The sequence below is a fragment of the Agromyces selenitireducens genome, from assembly GCF_052748465.2.
In genome coordinates, this window is the sequence record NZ_CM188259.1 from 3,427,584 (window position 1) to 3,440,268 (window position 12,685).

The 12,685-nt window shown below is 71.8% G+C and carries 14 protein-coding genes; 5 read left to right on the forward strand and 9 right to left on the reverse strand.

The window, feature by feature from the left end:
• Positions 1–73: 73 nt before the first annotated feature.
• The 4 genes from ACULK4_RS16085 to ACULK4_RS16100 form a co-directional block, all read right to left on the reverse strand.
• On the reverse strand, positions 74–958 hold the full coding sequence (locus ACULK4_RS16085) for a carbohydrate ABC transporter permease (RefSeq protein ID WP_445963397.1): 885 nt from the start codon (positions 956–958) through the stop codon (positions 74–76).
• Complete coding sequence (locus ACULK4_RS16090; RefSeq protein WP_445963398.1) at positions 951–1,919, reverse strand: carbohydrate ABC transporter permease; 969 nt, start codon at positions 1,917–1,919, stop codon at positions 951–953. The genes ACULK4_RS16085 and ACULK4_RS16090 overlap by 8 nt, the downstream gene beginning before the upstream one ends.
• The gene (locus ACULK4_RS16095; protein ID WP_445963399.1) at positions 1,916–3,121 is read right to left on the reverse strand and encodes an ROK family protein; all 1,206 of its coding nucleotides are present in this window, start codon (positions 3,119–3,121) and stop codon (positions 1,916–1,918) included. Before ACULK4_RS16095 ends, ACULK4_RS16090 begins: the two co-directional genes overlap by 4 nt.
• Before the next feature lie 142 nt (positions 3,122–3,263).
• Entirely contained in the window at positions 3,264–4,226 is a 963-nt protein-coding gene (locus tag ACULK4_RS16100; protein ID WP_445963400.1) for a trypsin-like serine peptidase, read from the reverse strand.
• A gap of 364 nt (positions 4,227–4,590) precedes the next feature.
• Here ACULK4_RS16100 and purF point away from each other — a divergent pair, with 364 nt between their 5' ends.
• Positions 4,591–6,048, forward strand: coding sequence for an amidophosphoribosyltransferase (gene purF / locus ACULK4_RS16105; protein WP_445963401.1), 1,458 nt, complete (start codon positions 4,591–4,593; stop codon positions 6,046–6,048).
• A 65-nt stretch (positions 6,049–6,113) separates the two neighbouring features.
• A complete protein-coding gene (locus tag ACULK4_RS16110; RefSeq protein WP_445963402.1) occupies positions 6,114–6,542 on the forward strand; it encodes a hypothetical protein in 429 nt (142 codons plus the stop codon).
• On the opposite strand, the gene ACULK4_RS16115 is transcribed toward ACULK4_RS16110, so the two are convergent.
• Both ACULK4_RS16115 and ACULK4_RS16120 read right to left on the reverse strand, forming a co-directional pair.
• On the reverse strand, positions 6,515–6,991 hold the full coding sequence (locus ACULK4_RS16115; protein WP_445963403.1) for a hypothetical protein: 477 nt from the start codon (positions 6,989–6,991) through the stop codon (positions 6,515–6,517). The genes ACULK4_RS16110 and ACULK4_RS16115 overlap by 28 nt on opposite strands.
• A gap of 43 nt (positions 6,992–7,034) precedes the next feature.
• The gene (locus tag ACULK4_RS16120) at positions 7,035–7,439 is read right to left on the reverse strand and encodes a sterol carrier family protein (RefSeq protein ID WP_445963404.1); all 405 of its coding nucleotides are present in this window, start codon (positions 7,437–7,439) and stop codon (positions 7,035–7,037) included.
• Between the two features lie 63 nt (positions 7,440–7,502).
• Here ACULK4_RS16120 and purD point away from each other — a divergent pair, with 63 nt between their 5' ends.
• Both purD and ACULK4_RS16130 read left to right on the forward strand, forming a co-directional pair.
• Entirely contained in the window at positions 7,503–8,813 is a 1,311-nt protein-coding gene (gene purD, locus ACULK4_RS16125; protein WP_445963405.1) for a phosphoribosylamine--glycine ligase, read from the forward strand.
• Between the two features lie 55 nt (positions 8,814–8,868).
• A complete protein-coding gene (locus ACULK4_RS16130) occupies positions 8,869–9,813 on the forward strand; it encodes a phosphoribosylaminoimidazolesuccinocarboxamide synthase (RefSeq protein ID WP_445963406.1) in 945 nt (314 codons plus the stop codon).
• A 26-nt stretch (positions 9,814–9,839) separates the two neighbouring features.
• Here the strand turns inward: ACULK4_RS16130 and ACULK4_RS16135 are convergent, their stop codons facing one another.
• Positions 9,840–10,364, reverse strand: a complete 525-nt coding sequence (locus ACULK4_RS16135) for a DUF1269 domain-containing protein (protein ID WP_445963407.1) — start codon at positions 10,362–10,364, stop codon at positions 9,840–9,842.
• 198 nt (positions 10,365–10,562) lie between these two features.
• Between ACULK4_RS16135 and ACULK4_RS16140 the strand changes: the two genes are divergently transcribed.
• Complete coding sequence (locus ACULK4_RS16140; protein WP_445964133.1) at positions 10,563–11,405, forward strand: VOC family protein; 843 nt, start codon at positions 10,563–10,565, stop codon at positions 11,403–11,405.
• 35 nt (positions 11,406–11,440) lie between these two features.
• Here the strand turns inward: ACULK4_RS16140 and ACULK4_RS16145 are convergent, their stop codons facing one another.
• Positions 11,441–12,079: a TetR/AcrR family transcriptional regulator gene (locus tag ACULK4_RS16145; RefSeq protein ID WP_445963408.1), complete on the reverse strand. Its 639-nt coding sequence runs from the start codon at positions 12,077–12,079 to the stop codon at positions 11,441–11,443.
• Positions 12,080–12,301: 222 nt separating this feature from the next.
• Positions 12,302–12,598 carry a DUF1905 domain-containing protein gene (locus tag ACULK4_RS16150; protein ID WP_445963409.1) on the reverse strand — a complete coding sequence of 99 codons (297 nt, stop codon included), beginning with the start codon at positions 12,596–12,598 and terminating at the stop codon, positions 12,302–12,304.
• Positions 12,599–12,685 lie beyond the last annotated feature (87 nt).

Below are 12,685 nucleotides of genomic sequence, written 5' to 3' on the forward strand. Positions count from 1 at the left end.
TGCGTATCTCCTTCGATCGGATGAGGCGTGGGTGGTGGGTTGGGGGTGTTCGGGTTCGATCGGAGTCGCCGGCTCACTTGAGGCCGGTGTTCGCGACTCCCTGGATGACGTACTTCTGGGCGAAGAGGTAGAGGGCGAGCATGGGCAGGATGCTGACGACCGAGCCGGCCATGACGATGTCCCACTGGGTGGTGTACTGGCCCTGCAGGCCGGCGAGGGCGACGGGCAGGGTCTGCAGCTCGGGCGAGCGGAGCACGACGAGCGGCCAGAGGAAGCTGTTCCAGCTGCCCATGAACGCGAAGACCGCCAGGGTCGCCAGCGCGGGCCGGATGTTCGGCAGCACCACCGTCCAGAAGATCCGGAAGTGTCCGGCTCCGTCGATCGCGGCCGCCTCGTCGAGTTCGTAGGGGACCTGGTTCATCGCCTGGCGCAGGAGGAACACGCCGAACGCCGCCGCGAACGTCGGCAGCAGCGCGCCGAGATAGGTGTCGACGAGTCCCAGCGCGCGGAGCTCGGCGAACAGCGGCACGACGAGCACCTGCAGCGGGATCATCATCGTCGCGAGGTAGATCGCGAAGACGACCGATCGCCCGCGGAACGGCAGCCTGCTGAACGCGTAGGCGGCCGTGGCGCTCGTGAACAGCTGGGCGATGGTGGTGATGGTCGCGAGCAGCAGGCTGTTGCCGATGACGCGGGCGAACGGAAGTTCGGCGAACAGCCGTCGGTACGCGTCGAGGCCCGGGTCGGCGGGGACGAGCTCCGGCGTGGTGCCGAGGCCGGCGCCGGGGCTCAGCGAGGTCACGAGCGTCCAGTAGAACGGGAAGAACATCGCCAGTGCGCCGAGCACGATCACGACGTGCAGCACGACGCTCCGGGCCCGCGCGGCGCGCGCGGCGTCGGTGCGACGACGGATGCCGCGCGCCTGCGCCGTCGACGGTGCGAGGGTCGTCTCAGCCATAGTTGACCCACTTCCGCTGACCGCGGATCTGGACGACCGTCACGGCGAGGATCACGACGAAGAGCAGCCACGACAGCGCGGACGCCTCGCCGGCCTGCCCGTACCGGAACGTCAGGTCGTAGATCTGCTGCACGACGACCTGCGTCGCGCCGCCCGGTCCGCCGCCGGTCATCGCGTACACCTGGTCGAAGACCTGGAAACCGTTGATGAGCGAGATGACGATCACGAAGAAGGTCGCGGGTGAGAGCAGCGGCAGCGTGATCGAGACCAGGCGGCGCCACCATCCGGCTCCGTCGACGCGCGCGGCGTCGAGCAGCTCGGGGTCGATCGCCTGGAGCCCCGCGAGCAGGATCACCATGACGAAGCCGAGGTCCTTCCACGCCGAGGCGAGGATGATCGAGGGCATCGCCCACGCCGGGTCGGTCCACCAGCCGGGCCCGTCGATGCCGAAGAACGCGAGCACCGTGTTCACGACGCCGTTCGACGGGTTCAGGAGCCAGCGCCAGACGAGCGCGACGACGATCCAGCTGGTGACGACCGGGAGGAAGTAGATGCCGCGGAGCACGGTCCGGCCCCTGAGCGCGGTGTTCAGCGCGAGGGCGATCGCGAGCCCGCCGACGTAGACGATGGGCAGGTAGCCGACGATGTAGTACGCCGTGTGGAGGAACACGTCGGCCGTCTCGGGGTCGGTGAGCAGGGTCGCGTAGTTCTCGAACCCGACCCACTGCGCGGGTGCGAGCAGGTTCCACTCGGTCAGGCTGATCCATGCCGCGGCCACCATCGGCCCGAGCACGAACAGCGCCAGCGGAATGGCACTGGGCAACAGGAAGGCGAGCACGGTGAGGGCGTAGCGGATGCCGCGCGAGCGCCGGCCGCGAGCGCGCGGCGCGCGCGTCGACGGGGCCGGCTCGGGGCCGCCCGCGGCGACCTCGGCTGCCGCGTCTCCGATCAGCGCGGTCACGGTCGCACCACCTGGCCGACGAGCCTCGCCCGGATGAGCCGCCCCTGGTCGCCTGCCCCGGCCGCGTCGAACGGCGTGGCGAGCACGAGGGCGGCGGCGCCCTGCGCCCAGCTCGCGTCCTGCCAGGTCTCGACCTCGACGGGCAGGCTGCGGCGGTGTCGCAGCAGGTGGGAGCGGAAGGCCGGCTCGAAGCCGACCGACCAGAATCGCCACGCGGTCGTCCCCTCGCCGAGCACGACGACGAACGCGGGGTCGATCGTGTGCACGACGCCGGCGAGCGTGCGCCCGAGCAGCCGGCCGGCCTCGCGGTACACGGCAACGGCGCGCTCGTCGCCGGACTGGGCGGCGCGCAGCAACGCGTCGATCCCGTCGTCCGCGCCGATCACGCCTCCGGCGCGCGCCCGCTCCACGAGCGCTGCCTCGCCGATGTACGCCTCGAGGCATCCGTCGTTGCCGCAGCTGCAGCGCGGCCCGTCGTCGTCGACTGGGATGTGGCCGATCTCGCCGGCGCCGCCGGATGCCGCGCGGAGGACGCTGCCGTCGACGATGATGCCGGCGCCGACGCCCGTGCCGATGGTGACCACGAGGAAGTTGCGGTGCGATCGCCCCAGCCCGAAGAGCCGCTCGGCGACGGCGAGCGCGTTGACGTTGTTCTCGACGATGACGGGCAGGCCGATCGCGCGGCGGAGCGCATCGCCGAGTTCGACGCCGCTCCAGCCGAGCTGGGCCGACTCGACGACGCCGTTGCCGGGCTCGTCGACGCTGCCGGGCACGCCGACGCCCAGGCCGAGGAGTGTGACGTCCTCGCCGGAGGCGATGAACGTGCGGATGTGCTCGACGAGGTCGGCGATGAACGTGCTCGTGGTCGCGTCGAACGGTTCGCTCGCCTCCCGGAGCACCCGGCCATCGATGCCGACCTCGACGAACGCGACGTGGTCGGCGACGACCTTCACGCCGATCGCACGGCCGGCCGAGGCCGCAAGCCCGAGCATGCGCGCGGGGCGGCCGCCGTTGGAGGGCGCCTGCTCGAGCTCGACGAGGAGCCCGTCGGCGATGAGGTCCTTCACGAGCTGCGTGATGAGCGCCGGTGAGACGGCGAGCACCCGGGCGAGGTCGGCGCGCGATGCGGGGCCGTCGGCACCGAGTCGCGCCAGGATCGCGGAACGGTTGACGTCGGTGCGGTTGGTGGAGTGGATCGCCATCGATGCCTCTGTGTCGGAGCGGGGTCCCCGTGGTGGGTGTCCCTAAATTTACGACTAAACAAAGTACGAAAGCAAGACTCGATCTCGAACACGACGGAGCGCCCCGCACCGACGAGTGTGCGGGGCGCTCCGGGTCAGCGGGTCAGGACGCCGCGGCCGTCGCGTACGTGGTCTGCGCGACCGAGCCGTAGTACGGCCCGAACATCACGTTCGGGATGTTGTTGTAGCCGAAGCTGTTCACCGAGTTCTGTGCGCCCGACGACAGGAACCACGGACCGCCCGACGAGCCGCCGGTCATGTCGCAGGGGATGCCCTGCGACTGCGTCTGGCCGTAGGGGTCCGGGCTCGCGGTCCCCGCGCACGACTTGAGCGTCTGCCCGTCGAACGGCGCCGCCGCCGGATAGCCGAACGCCTCGTACGACAGGCCGCGCACCTGGTTGAAGGCGATGGGCGAGGCCCCGACGGTCGAGGCGAGCGTCTTGCCGCCGAGCAGTCCGACCTTGGCGAACGCCGTGTCGTACGTGATGTCGCCCCGCTTGGTCCACTGCGTCGGCGCGGTGAGCTTCGTGGCGGTCCACTGCCCGTAGGGCGCGCTGCCGTTCTCGTAGGCGGGCACGAAGACCCAGTTCGTCGCGTACTTGCCCTTGCCGCCGTGCACGCAGTGCGCCGCGGTCGCGACGAGGCTGCCGTTGGTCGCGCTCACCGAGTTGCCGGAGCAGACGTAGTTGCGGCCGTTCAGCGTGAAGAAGACCTTGCCGATGTTGGACACCGCCGCCTCGCTCGCCGCCATCGGCTCGACGGCCTCGCCCCCGCGCGACGGCTTGCCGTAGGTCACGGGCGCGCCCGCGGCGACGTCGGCCGCCGGGGTCGACGCCGACCTGCCGGCGAGGAGCACGTCGGCGGGCGTCGCCGACCGCATCCGTTCCGGCGTCCAGTACGTCGCCGCGGCGGCCGCCTCGGCGGCGGGCACCGCGCGCTGGTCGACGCCGGGCGGCGGGGCGGGCGGGGCGGGCGGGGCGGCCGATGCCGCGGTCGGCACGGCCAGCAGGCCGCACGCGACGAGTGCCGCGCCGGTGAGGGCGGCGCGGAGCGAGGTGAGCTTCATGGACGATGGGTCCTCTCTTCAGGCCGGCGGCCGGTATCCCCCGAAGTCGATGCCGGAGCCCGCGGTGATCGAATGCCGGGAAGCCTGACATATGCCCCCCGTTCGGGGGAGTCCACCGGATCACGTTCGTGGAGAACGACGAACATCCGCACGGAACCGAAGTTTCCGTTCGCCGGGCCGCCTCGGCGGGTTACGCTCAGCGGTTGGGGCAACGGATGCCGCGGCGGGCCCGCCGCGCGCCGACCGACCGTGCCGCTCAGGTGAGCGGCGGCATCCACCCAGCCGGCTCACGTGCGCGCGTGTGGGAGGATTGATCGTCCAACTCGGACGCACCCACCCACCCCTTCGAGGAGCCATCGCTCGCATGTGCGGCATCGTCGGCATCGTCTCCACCGAGCCCGTCAACCAGCAGATCTACGACAGCCTCCTCCTGCTGCAGCACCGCGGACAGGACTCCACGGGCATCGCGACGGCCGACGGGCCGGTGTTCCACATGACGAAGCAGCGGGGGCAGGTGCGCGAGGCGTTCCGCACGCGCGACATGCGGTCGCTGATCGGCAACATGGGACTCGGTCACGTGCGCTACACGACCAAGGGCGCGGCCGAGCGCGAGGAGGAGGCGCAGCCGTTCTACGTGAACGCGCCCTACGGCATCATCCTCGTCCACAACGGCAACCTCACGAACACGCGCGAGCTCTCCGGCGACCTGTTCCGCATCGACCGCCGCCACGTGAACTCCACGAGCGACACCGAGATGCTGCTCAACGTGCTCGCCACCGAGCTGCAGGGTCAGATCACGGGCCTCGAGCTCGACCCCGACCAGGTCTTCACGGCCGTCTCGCACGTGCACGAACGCGTCGAGGGCTCCTACGCGGTCATCGCCATGATCGCCGGCTACGGGCTCCTCGCGTTCCGCGACCCGTTCGGCATCCGCCCGCTCATCCTCGGTCGCCGGACCACCGAGGCGGGGAAGGACGAGTGGATCGTGGCATCCGAGTCGCTCGTGCTCGAGAACGGCGACTACGAGATCGTCCGCGACGTCGAGCCCGGGGAGGCGATCTTCATCACGCTCGACGGTGAGATGATCTCGCGCCAGTGCGCCGTGAACCCGCGTCTCGTGCCGTGCTCGTTCGAGTACGTCTACCTGGCCCGTCCCGACTCGATCATGAACGGCATCTCGGTCTACGAGGCGCGCCTGCGCATGGGCGACCGCCTCGCCGACACGATCGCCACGCACATGGACCAGGGCGACATCGACGTCGTCATGCCCATCCCCGACTCGTCGCGTCCCGCAGCGATGCAGGTCGCGCAGAAGCTCGGCATCGAGTACCGCGAGGGCTTCTACAAGAACCGCTACGTCGGCCGAACGTTCATCATGCCGGGGCAGGCGCAGCGCAAGCGGTCGGTTCGCCAGAAGCTCAATGCCATGGGCACCGAGTTCCGCGGCAAGAACGTCCTCATCGTCGACGACTCGATCGTGCGCGGCACGACCTCGAAGGAGATCGTCGAGATGGCCCGCGCGGCCGGCGCGAACAAGGTCACCTTCACCTCGGCGGCGCCCCCCGTGCGGTACCCGCACGTCTACGGCATCAACATGCCGAGTCGCGCCGAGCTCATCGCGCACGACAAGAAGATCCCCGAGATCGCCCGCGAGCTCGACGCCGACCACATGATCTACCAGGAGGTGGCGGACCTGCAGGCCGCGATCACCGAGGGCACCGGCATCGGCGAGCTCGACCTGTCGTGCTTCACCGGTGAGTACGTCACGGGCACGGTCACGCCCGAGTACCTCGACTGGGTCGAGCGCACGCAGCTCAGCTGACGGCTCGCAGCCGCGCCACGGCGTCCCCACAGCCCGCGCACGGCGTGTGCTGCGACGATGCGGGCATGAGCGAGCCGACGGACGCCGCGTCATCCGCTGCAGCACCCACGGGGTACCTCGGCGTCTACGACGCCGACGGCGGACTGGTCGGCGAGCTCACGTACGTCGTCGGGCACCTGCTCGGCCGCGCCGAGTGCGCGCTGTGCGACATCACCCACTCGTGGCGCCGCAAGCCCGAGTGGGACGACCTGGTCGCCCGCCTCGACCTGCCGTTCGAGCTCGCGCACCGGAACGAGGTGACGGATGCCGCCGCGCTCGCGGTCATCGCCGAGGCGGGCCTGCCGGTCGTGCTGGGGCGCGACGCGGCCGGATCATGGCACCCGGTGCTCCGTCGAGCCGACCTCGAGCGCGCCGGAGGCAGCGTGGCCGAGTTCGAGCGGCTGCTGGGCGCCACCCGGGGCCCGGCTCAGCGCGCGGGGTCGTCGTCGACGTAGTGCGTGGCCTCGTGCTCGGCCATCGCCTCGCGGCGCCGCTTGGCCAGCATGCGGTCGACGACGAGTGCGACGACGCCGCCGAGCGTCGCGCCGATGGCGCCCGCCCACAGCAGGAGGAACCCGAACACCTGGCCGCGGTCGAACTCGGCGTTCTCGGGGAACGCGAACGTCAGCACGAGGGCGACGAGCACGCCCAGCGCGACCCCGGCGAGGATGAACGCCGGGTATCGCGGCGCGCGCCGCACCGTCACGGCGTCGCTCGTCACCTCGGTCTCGAGGCGATCGCCCGGCTGGTCGGGGTCGAGGTCCATTCGCTCGACCTTCGGGTGGGCGTCGGCGTGCGCCTCGTCCTGATCGACGCGGTCGACGGATGCCTCCGGCTCGGCCGGCTCCCCCGGTGCGGACGGCTCGGGGTCGGTCGGCTCGGGACGGTTCGGCGCATCGGTCACCGTCCCATTCTCCCCCACGCGCCTGCTCGGGGGACGGGCGGGCTCAGCGGATGCGGTCGCCGTCGATCACGGGCACCGCGCCCGTGAGGTCGGCCCGCTGGCCGGACGCGTGCACGCGTCCGGTCTCACGGGCGCCGGCCCAGTCGAGGCGGCCGGTCGCGAGCGCGAGCCACGTCGCGGCATCCGTCTCGACGACGTTCGGCGGGGTGCCGCGCGTGTGACGCGGGCCCTCGACGCACTGCACGGCGCCGTGGGGCGGCACGCGGACCTCGACCGACCCGCCGGGCGCCTGCTCCGCCAGCAACTGCAACGTGTACCGGACCGCGAGCGCCAGCGTCGTGCGATCCACGCCGGGCGCCTCGCCCGCAGCGAGCCCGTCGCCGCCGACCCTCACGACCACCCCGACGGCGGCTCTCCCGACATCGTCCCCGATCCTCGCGCGTGCCATGTCCCCATCCTCCCCCACGTCACGGCCCGTGCCGCCTCCGGGGCGCTCCGGTAGCCTGACGGGGTGAGAATCCTCGTCCTCGGTTCGGGCGCGCGCGAGCACGCCATCATCCTGGCCCTGCTCGACGAGGAGGCGGGGCACGAGATCGTGGCCGCCCCCGGGAACGCGGGCATCGCGGCATCCCCCACGTCGTCGGCGCGCGGCAGCGTCGAGACCATCGCACTCGACCCGACCGACCCGGTCGTCGTCGCCGACTACGCCATGGACAACGACATCGAGCTCGTCGTCATCGGGCCCGAGGCCCCGCTCGTCGCAGGTGTCGCCGACGCCCTCCGCACCCGCGGGATCGCTGCGTTCGGCCCCGGTCGGGCGGCCGCGCAGCTCGAGGGCTCGAAGACCTTCGCGAAGCGCGTCATGGAGGCCGCGGGCGTCCCGACCGGGCGCGCCGAGCTCGTGGACTCGCTGCCGAAGGTCGTCGCCGCGCTCGACGCGATCGGCTCCCCGTACGTGGTCAAGGCCGACGGGCTCGCTGCCGGCAAGGGCGTGCTCGTCACCGACGACCGCGATGCCGCGCTCGCGCACGCCGCGCACTACCTCCAGCAGGGGCCGGTGCTCATCGAGGAGTTCCTCGACGGGCAGGAGGTCTCGCTGTTCCTGCTCTCAGACGGTTCGAACGTGCTGCCGCTCTCGCCCGCGCAGGACTACAAGCGGCTCCGCGACGGCGACGAGGGCCCGAACACGGGCGGCATGGGCGCCTACTCGCCGCTGCCCTGGCTCGACGAGCGGTTCGGCAGCGAGCAGGCGTTCGTCGACGAGGTGATCGAGACCGTCGCCCTGCCCACCATCCGCCGACTCGACGAGGAGCAGACGCCGTTCATCGGCCTGCTCTACGCGGGGCTCATCATCACGAGTCGCGGCATCCGCGTCATCGAGTTCAACGCGCGCTTCGGCGACCCCGAGACCCAGGTCGTGCTGCCGCGCCTGGCCACCCCGCTCTCCGGGTTGCTCTACGCGGCCGCGACCGGGCGACTGGCCGAGCATCCGCGTCCGCAGTTCCGGCCGGACGCCGCCGTCACCGTGGTCCTCGCGAGCGAGGGCTACCCCGAGTCGCCCGAGACGGGCCGGCGCATCGACGGGCTCGAGGCCGCGGCATCCGTGTCCGGCGTGCACATCGCCCACGCCGCGACCGCCGTCGGCTCGACCGCCGACGACGCCGAGCCGCACCTGATCGCCACCGGCGGTCGCGTGCTCAACGTGGTCGCCGTCGGTGGCGGGTTCGCCGAGGCGCGCCGCCGAGCGTACGAGGCGCTCGGGCACCTGCGCCTCGAGGGCGGCCAGTACCGCACCGACATCGCCGCGCGGGTCGCGGACTGAGCTGTCGCGCCGCGTCCGGGAGGGCCGCGGCATCCGTGACGAGAAGGAGACGGGCATGACCCACGTGATCGACCTCGCCGGCTGGACCCTCGTGTACTCGGGCAAGGTGCGCGACCTGTACGTGCCCACCGACCTGATGACCGACGACGACACGTGGACCGGCGACCCGCTCTCGCTCTCCCCCGTCGTGCTCGTCGTCGCGAGCGACCGCGTGAGCGCGTTCGACGAGGTCCTCGAACCCGAGATCCCCGGCAAGGGAGCGCTGCTCACCTCCCTCACGCGCTGGTGGTTCGACCGGCTGCCCGAGGTGCCGAACCACCTCGCGTACGCGGAGGACGACCGCTACCGCGAGCTGCCGCCGATCCCGGCCGCGGTCGCCGACCGCGCCATGCTGTGCCGCACGCTCGACATGTTCCCGGTGGAGTGCGTCGTGCGCGGGTACCTCACGGGCAGCGGGTACCGGGAGTACGTCGAGACCGGCGGCATCGGCGGCATCCGCCTGCCCGAGGGGCTCGCCGACGGCGATCGCCTGCCCGAGCCGATCTACACGCCGGCGTGGAAGGCACCACTCGGCCAGCACGACGAGAACATCACGTACGAGCGCACGGTCGAACTCGTCGGCCAGACGGTCGCCGAGCAGCTCCGGGCGATCTCGCTCGAGGTGTTCGCGCACGCGTCGGAGGTGGCGGAGGAGCGCGGGCTGATCCTCGCCGACACGAAGTTCGAGTTCGGCGCCGACCGCGAGCTCGGCATCGTGACGCTCGCCGACGAGGTGCTGACGAGCGACTCCAGCCGGTACTGGGACCTCGAGGCGTACCTGACGGGTCCCACGCCCGAGGTGCGCATGGCGAGCTTCGACAAGCAGATCGTGCGCGACTGGCTGGCCGCGAACTGGGACCGGACCGACCAGGTGCGCCCGCCCACGCTGCCGGCGGAGATCGTCGAGCAGACGGCCGAGCGCTACCGCGCGCTGGTCGAGCGACTCACGCAGGGGCTGTAGCGGCGGCCGGCGCCCGTGCAGGGCGGCTAGGACGCGATCGCCTTGGCGATCCGGTCGCCGCCCTCGTCGATCGCCTTCTGCAGCGCCTCGTAGTCGTCCTTGTCGATCGCCTTCTCCACCTTCCGGAGCGACTTGTCGAGTGCGGCGTCGATGCGGTCGAGGTACCTGTCGTCGATGATCGCGACGATCGCCGATGAGTCCGGCGGCAGCGCCTCCTCGAGATCGACGCCGATCTTCTTCTCCTCGCGTCGCTCGGCGATCTTGCCCGCGACGGCCCCGATGCCGGCGCCGACCGCGGTCGCGGCCAGCAGCGGCGGGGCGAAGAGCCCGACCACGAGCCCCGCAGCACCGCCGATCAGCGCCCCGCTGGACACCTGGCCGGTGCCGTGCTCGTCAACGGCGACCTTCCCGTCGGCGTCGCGATGCATGACGACCGACGACACGACCTCCAGGTCGGCCTCCCCCGCCGCCTGCAGGCTCCTGTAGTCCTCGGCCGCCGATGCGGCATCGTCGTACGTCGCGATGTACAGCATCAGGTTGTCCATTCCCATGACCGCTCCCTCGTCGTGTGCGCCCGCGGGTTCCGCCCGGCGACGCCCTCACGTTACGGAGCGGCGCGCGCGAGCCGCCGGGCCTTTCGTCCCGGGTCGGCATCGGCCGGGAATGGATGCTCTCGACGAACGTTACAATTAGTTGTGACTACAACTGATTCGGATGCCGCCCGCGAGCGCCTCGCCGCCGACACCGCCATGGGGCCCGTCACGCTGCGAGTGGCCGACCTCGATGCGATGATCCGCTACTACCGCGACGGCGTCACGCTCGAGCTGCTCAGCCACGACGGGCCCGTCGCCGTGCTCGGCCGTGGCGCCGTGCCCGCGGTGATCCTCGAGCACGCGCCCGAGCTGACGCACGCGTCGCCCCGCAGCGCGGGCCTCTTCCACACCGCGATCCTCTTCGACTCGCGCGAGGCGCTCGCCACGGCGCTGTTCTCGGTCGCCTCGAAGTACCCCGGCACGTTCACCGGCAGCGCCGACCATCTCGTGAGCGAGGCGTTCTACTTCGACGACCCCGAGGGCAACGGCGTCGAGCTGTACTTCGACCGCGACCGCTCCACGTGGTCGTGGACGCACGGCACCGTCGAGATGGCGACCGTCTTCCTCGACCCGAACGGGTACCTGCGCGAGCACCTCACCGAGCGTGCCGCCGAGGCCGCGGCATCCGGCACCGGACTCGGCACCGCGGGCGTCGGCCATGTCCACCTGTCGGTCGGCGACGTGGCGAGCGCCCGCGAGTTCTACGTGAACCGGCTCGGCTTCGACCAGACCGCGACCTACGGCGACCAGGCGCTGTTCGTCTCGGCGGGCGGCTACCACCACCACATGGCGATGAACACCTGGAAGAGCCGCGGCGCGGGCCGCCGGCAGCTCGCACTCGGCCTCGGCAAGGTCGAGATCGTGGTGCCGACCGCCGACGACCTCGGCGAACTGGGCGAGCGGATGGCGCACCACCGCGTCGCCGCCCGCGACGACGGTCGCACGATCGCCTTCGACGACCCGTGGGCGAACCTCGTCGAGGTGCGCGCGGCGCACTGACGCCCAGTCGGCCCGGCGCTCAGTCGGCCCGGCGCTCAGTCGGCCGGGCGCTTGCGGTGCGACATGTCGTGGAACGCCGCGAAGTCCTGCGCCGCACCCGGCAGCGGCGTGGCGTCCGGGCGCGCGCGGAGGCCGTCGAGCACGATCGTGAGCTGCCGCCGCCAGTAGGGCAGGTAGGCCCCGCCGTACTGGCCGAGCGAACCGAGCATGTCGACGAGGACGGCGAGGTCGACCGCCGTGACCTCCGGCCGGAGCGACCCCTCGGCCTGGGCCCGCTCGACGATGCCGTCGAGCAGGGACTGGAACTCCATCCCGGGGCTGTGCCCCGGCTCGAGCTCGCCCACCCGACGCAGGACGCCCGGCACGTATGGCCGTTCGGCGAGCCAGCCGGAGAGGGTCTCGAGCCAGCGCTCGACGCCCGCCCAGCCGGTCTCCGCGCCGAGGATGTCGGCGGCGTGCGTCTGGAGCTCGGCGACCCCGTCGTCGTACAGGGCGCGGATGAGCGCGTCGCGCGAGGGGAAGTGGCGGTACAGGGTGCCTGCGCCGACCTCGGCGCGACTGGCGAGCTCGTCGAGCGGTGCGTCGATGCCGCGTTCGGCGAAGAGCCGCTTCGCCTCGGCGATCAGGCGTTCGCGGTTGCGTCGTGCGTCCCTACGCATCGTGGTCGGTTCCACGGACCCAATCTACGCGCGTGCCGAACCGGCGCTCGGGTCCTTGTGCCCGCAGATCCCGGTTTGGTACCGCACCTCGCGGCCCGCTATCATTCGGATGACATCCTCCGCTTCATTCGAACGGCGGATGCCTCGCCCCCTGCGGCGAGCCGCGGTGCGGCGGGTGGCGAGCAGCCCACTGCTCGGGGGACCACCCGCTGCGCCGCCCCTCGGCGCCTCGCGTGCTCACTCCAGCGTGCGGATGACCACCTCGACTGGCTCCCCGGGCTCGACGTCCTCGGCGTCGCGCACGGCCCTCTTCAGCGGCAGCGCATATCGCTCCCTGCCCGGGAAGATCGAGGTGCGCCAGGTCGTGCCGCCGATCGTCGCCTCGACGCGGACCGAGCCGAAGCCGCGCGGCATGCGCGGACGGTCGCGGATCTCGTCGGACTCCTCCTGCGGCACGTCGACGAAGTACCACGAGTCGCTCGCGCGCTCGCTCCACCGGTACACCTCGCTCGTGAAGCGGTACGTCTCGCCCATGCGTGCGACCATACCCCCGACCGCCGCCCGCGTCCGGGGTCCCGGACGCGGGCGCGGCCACGGGCCCTGACGAAGCGCCCCGGCCGC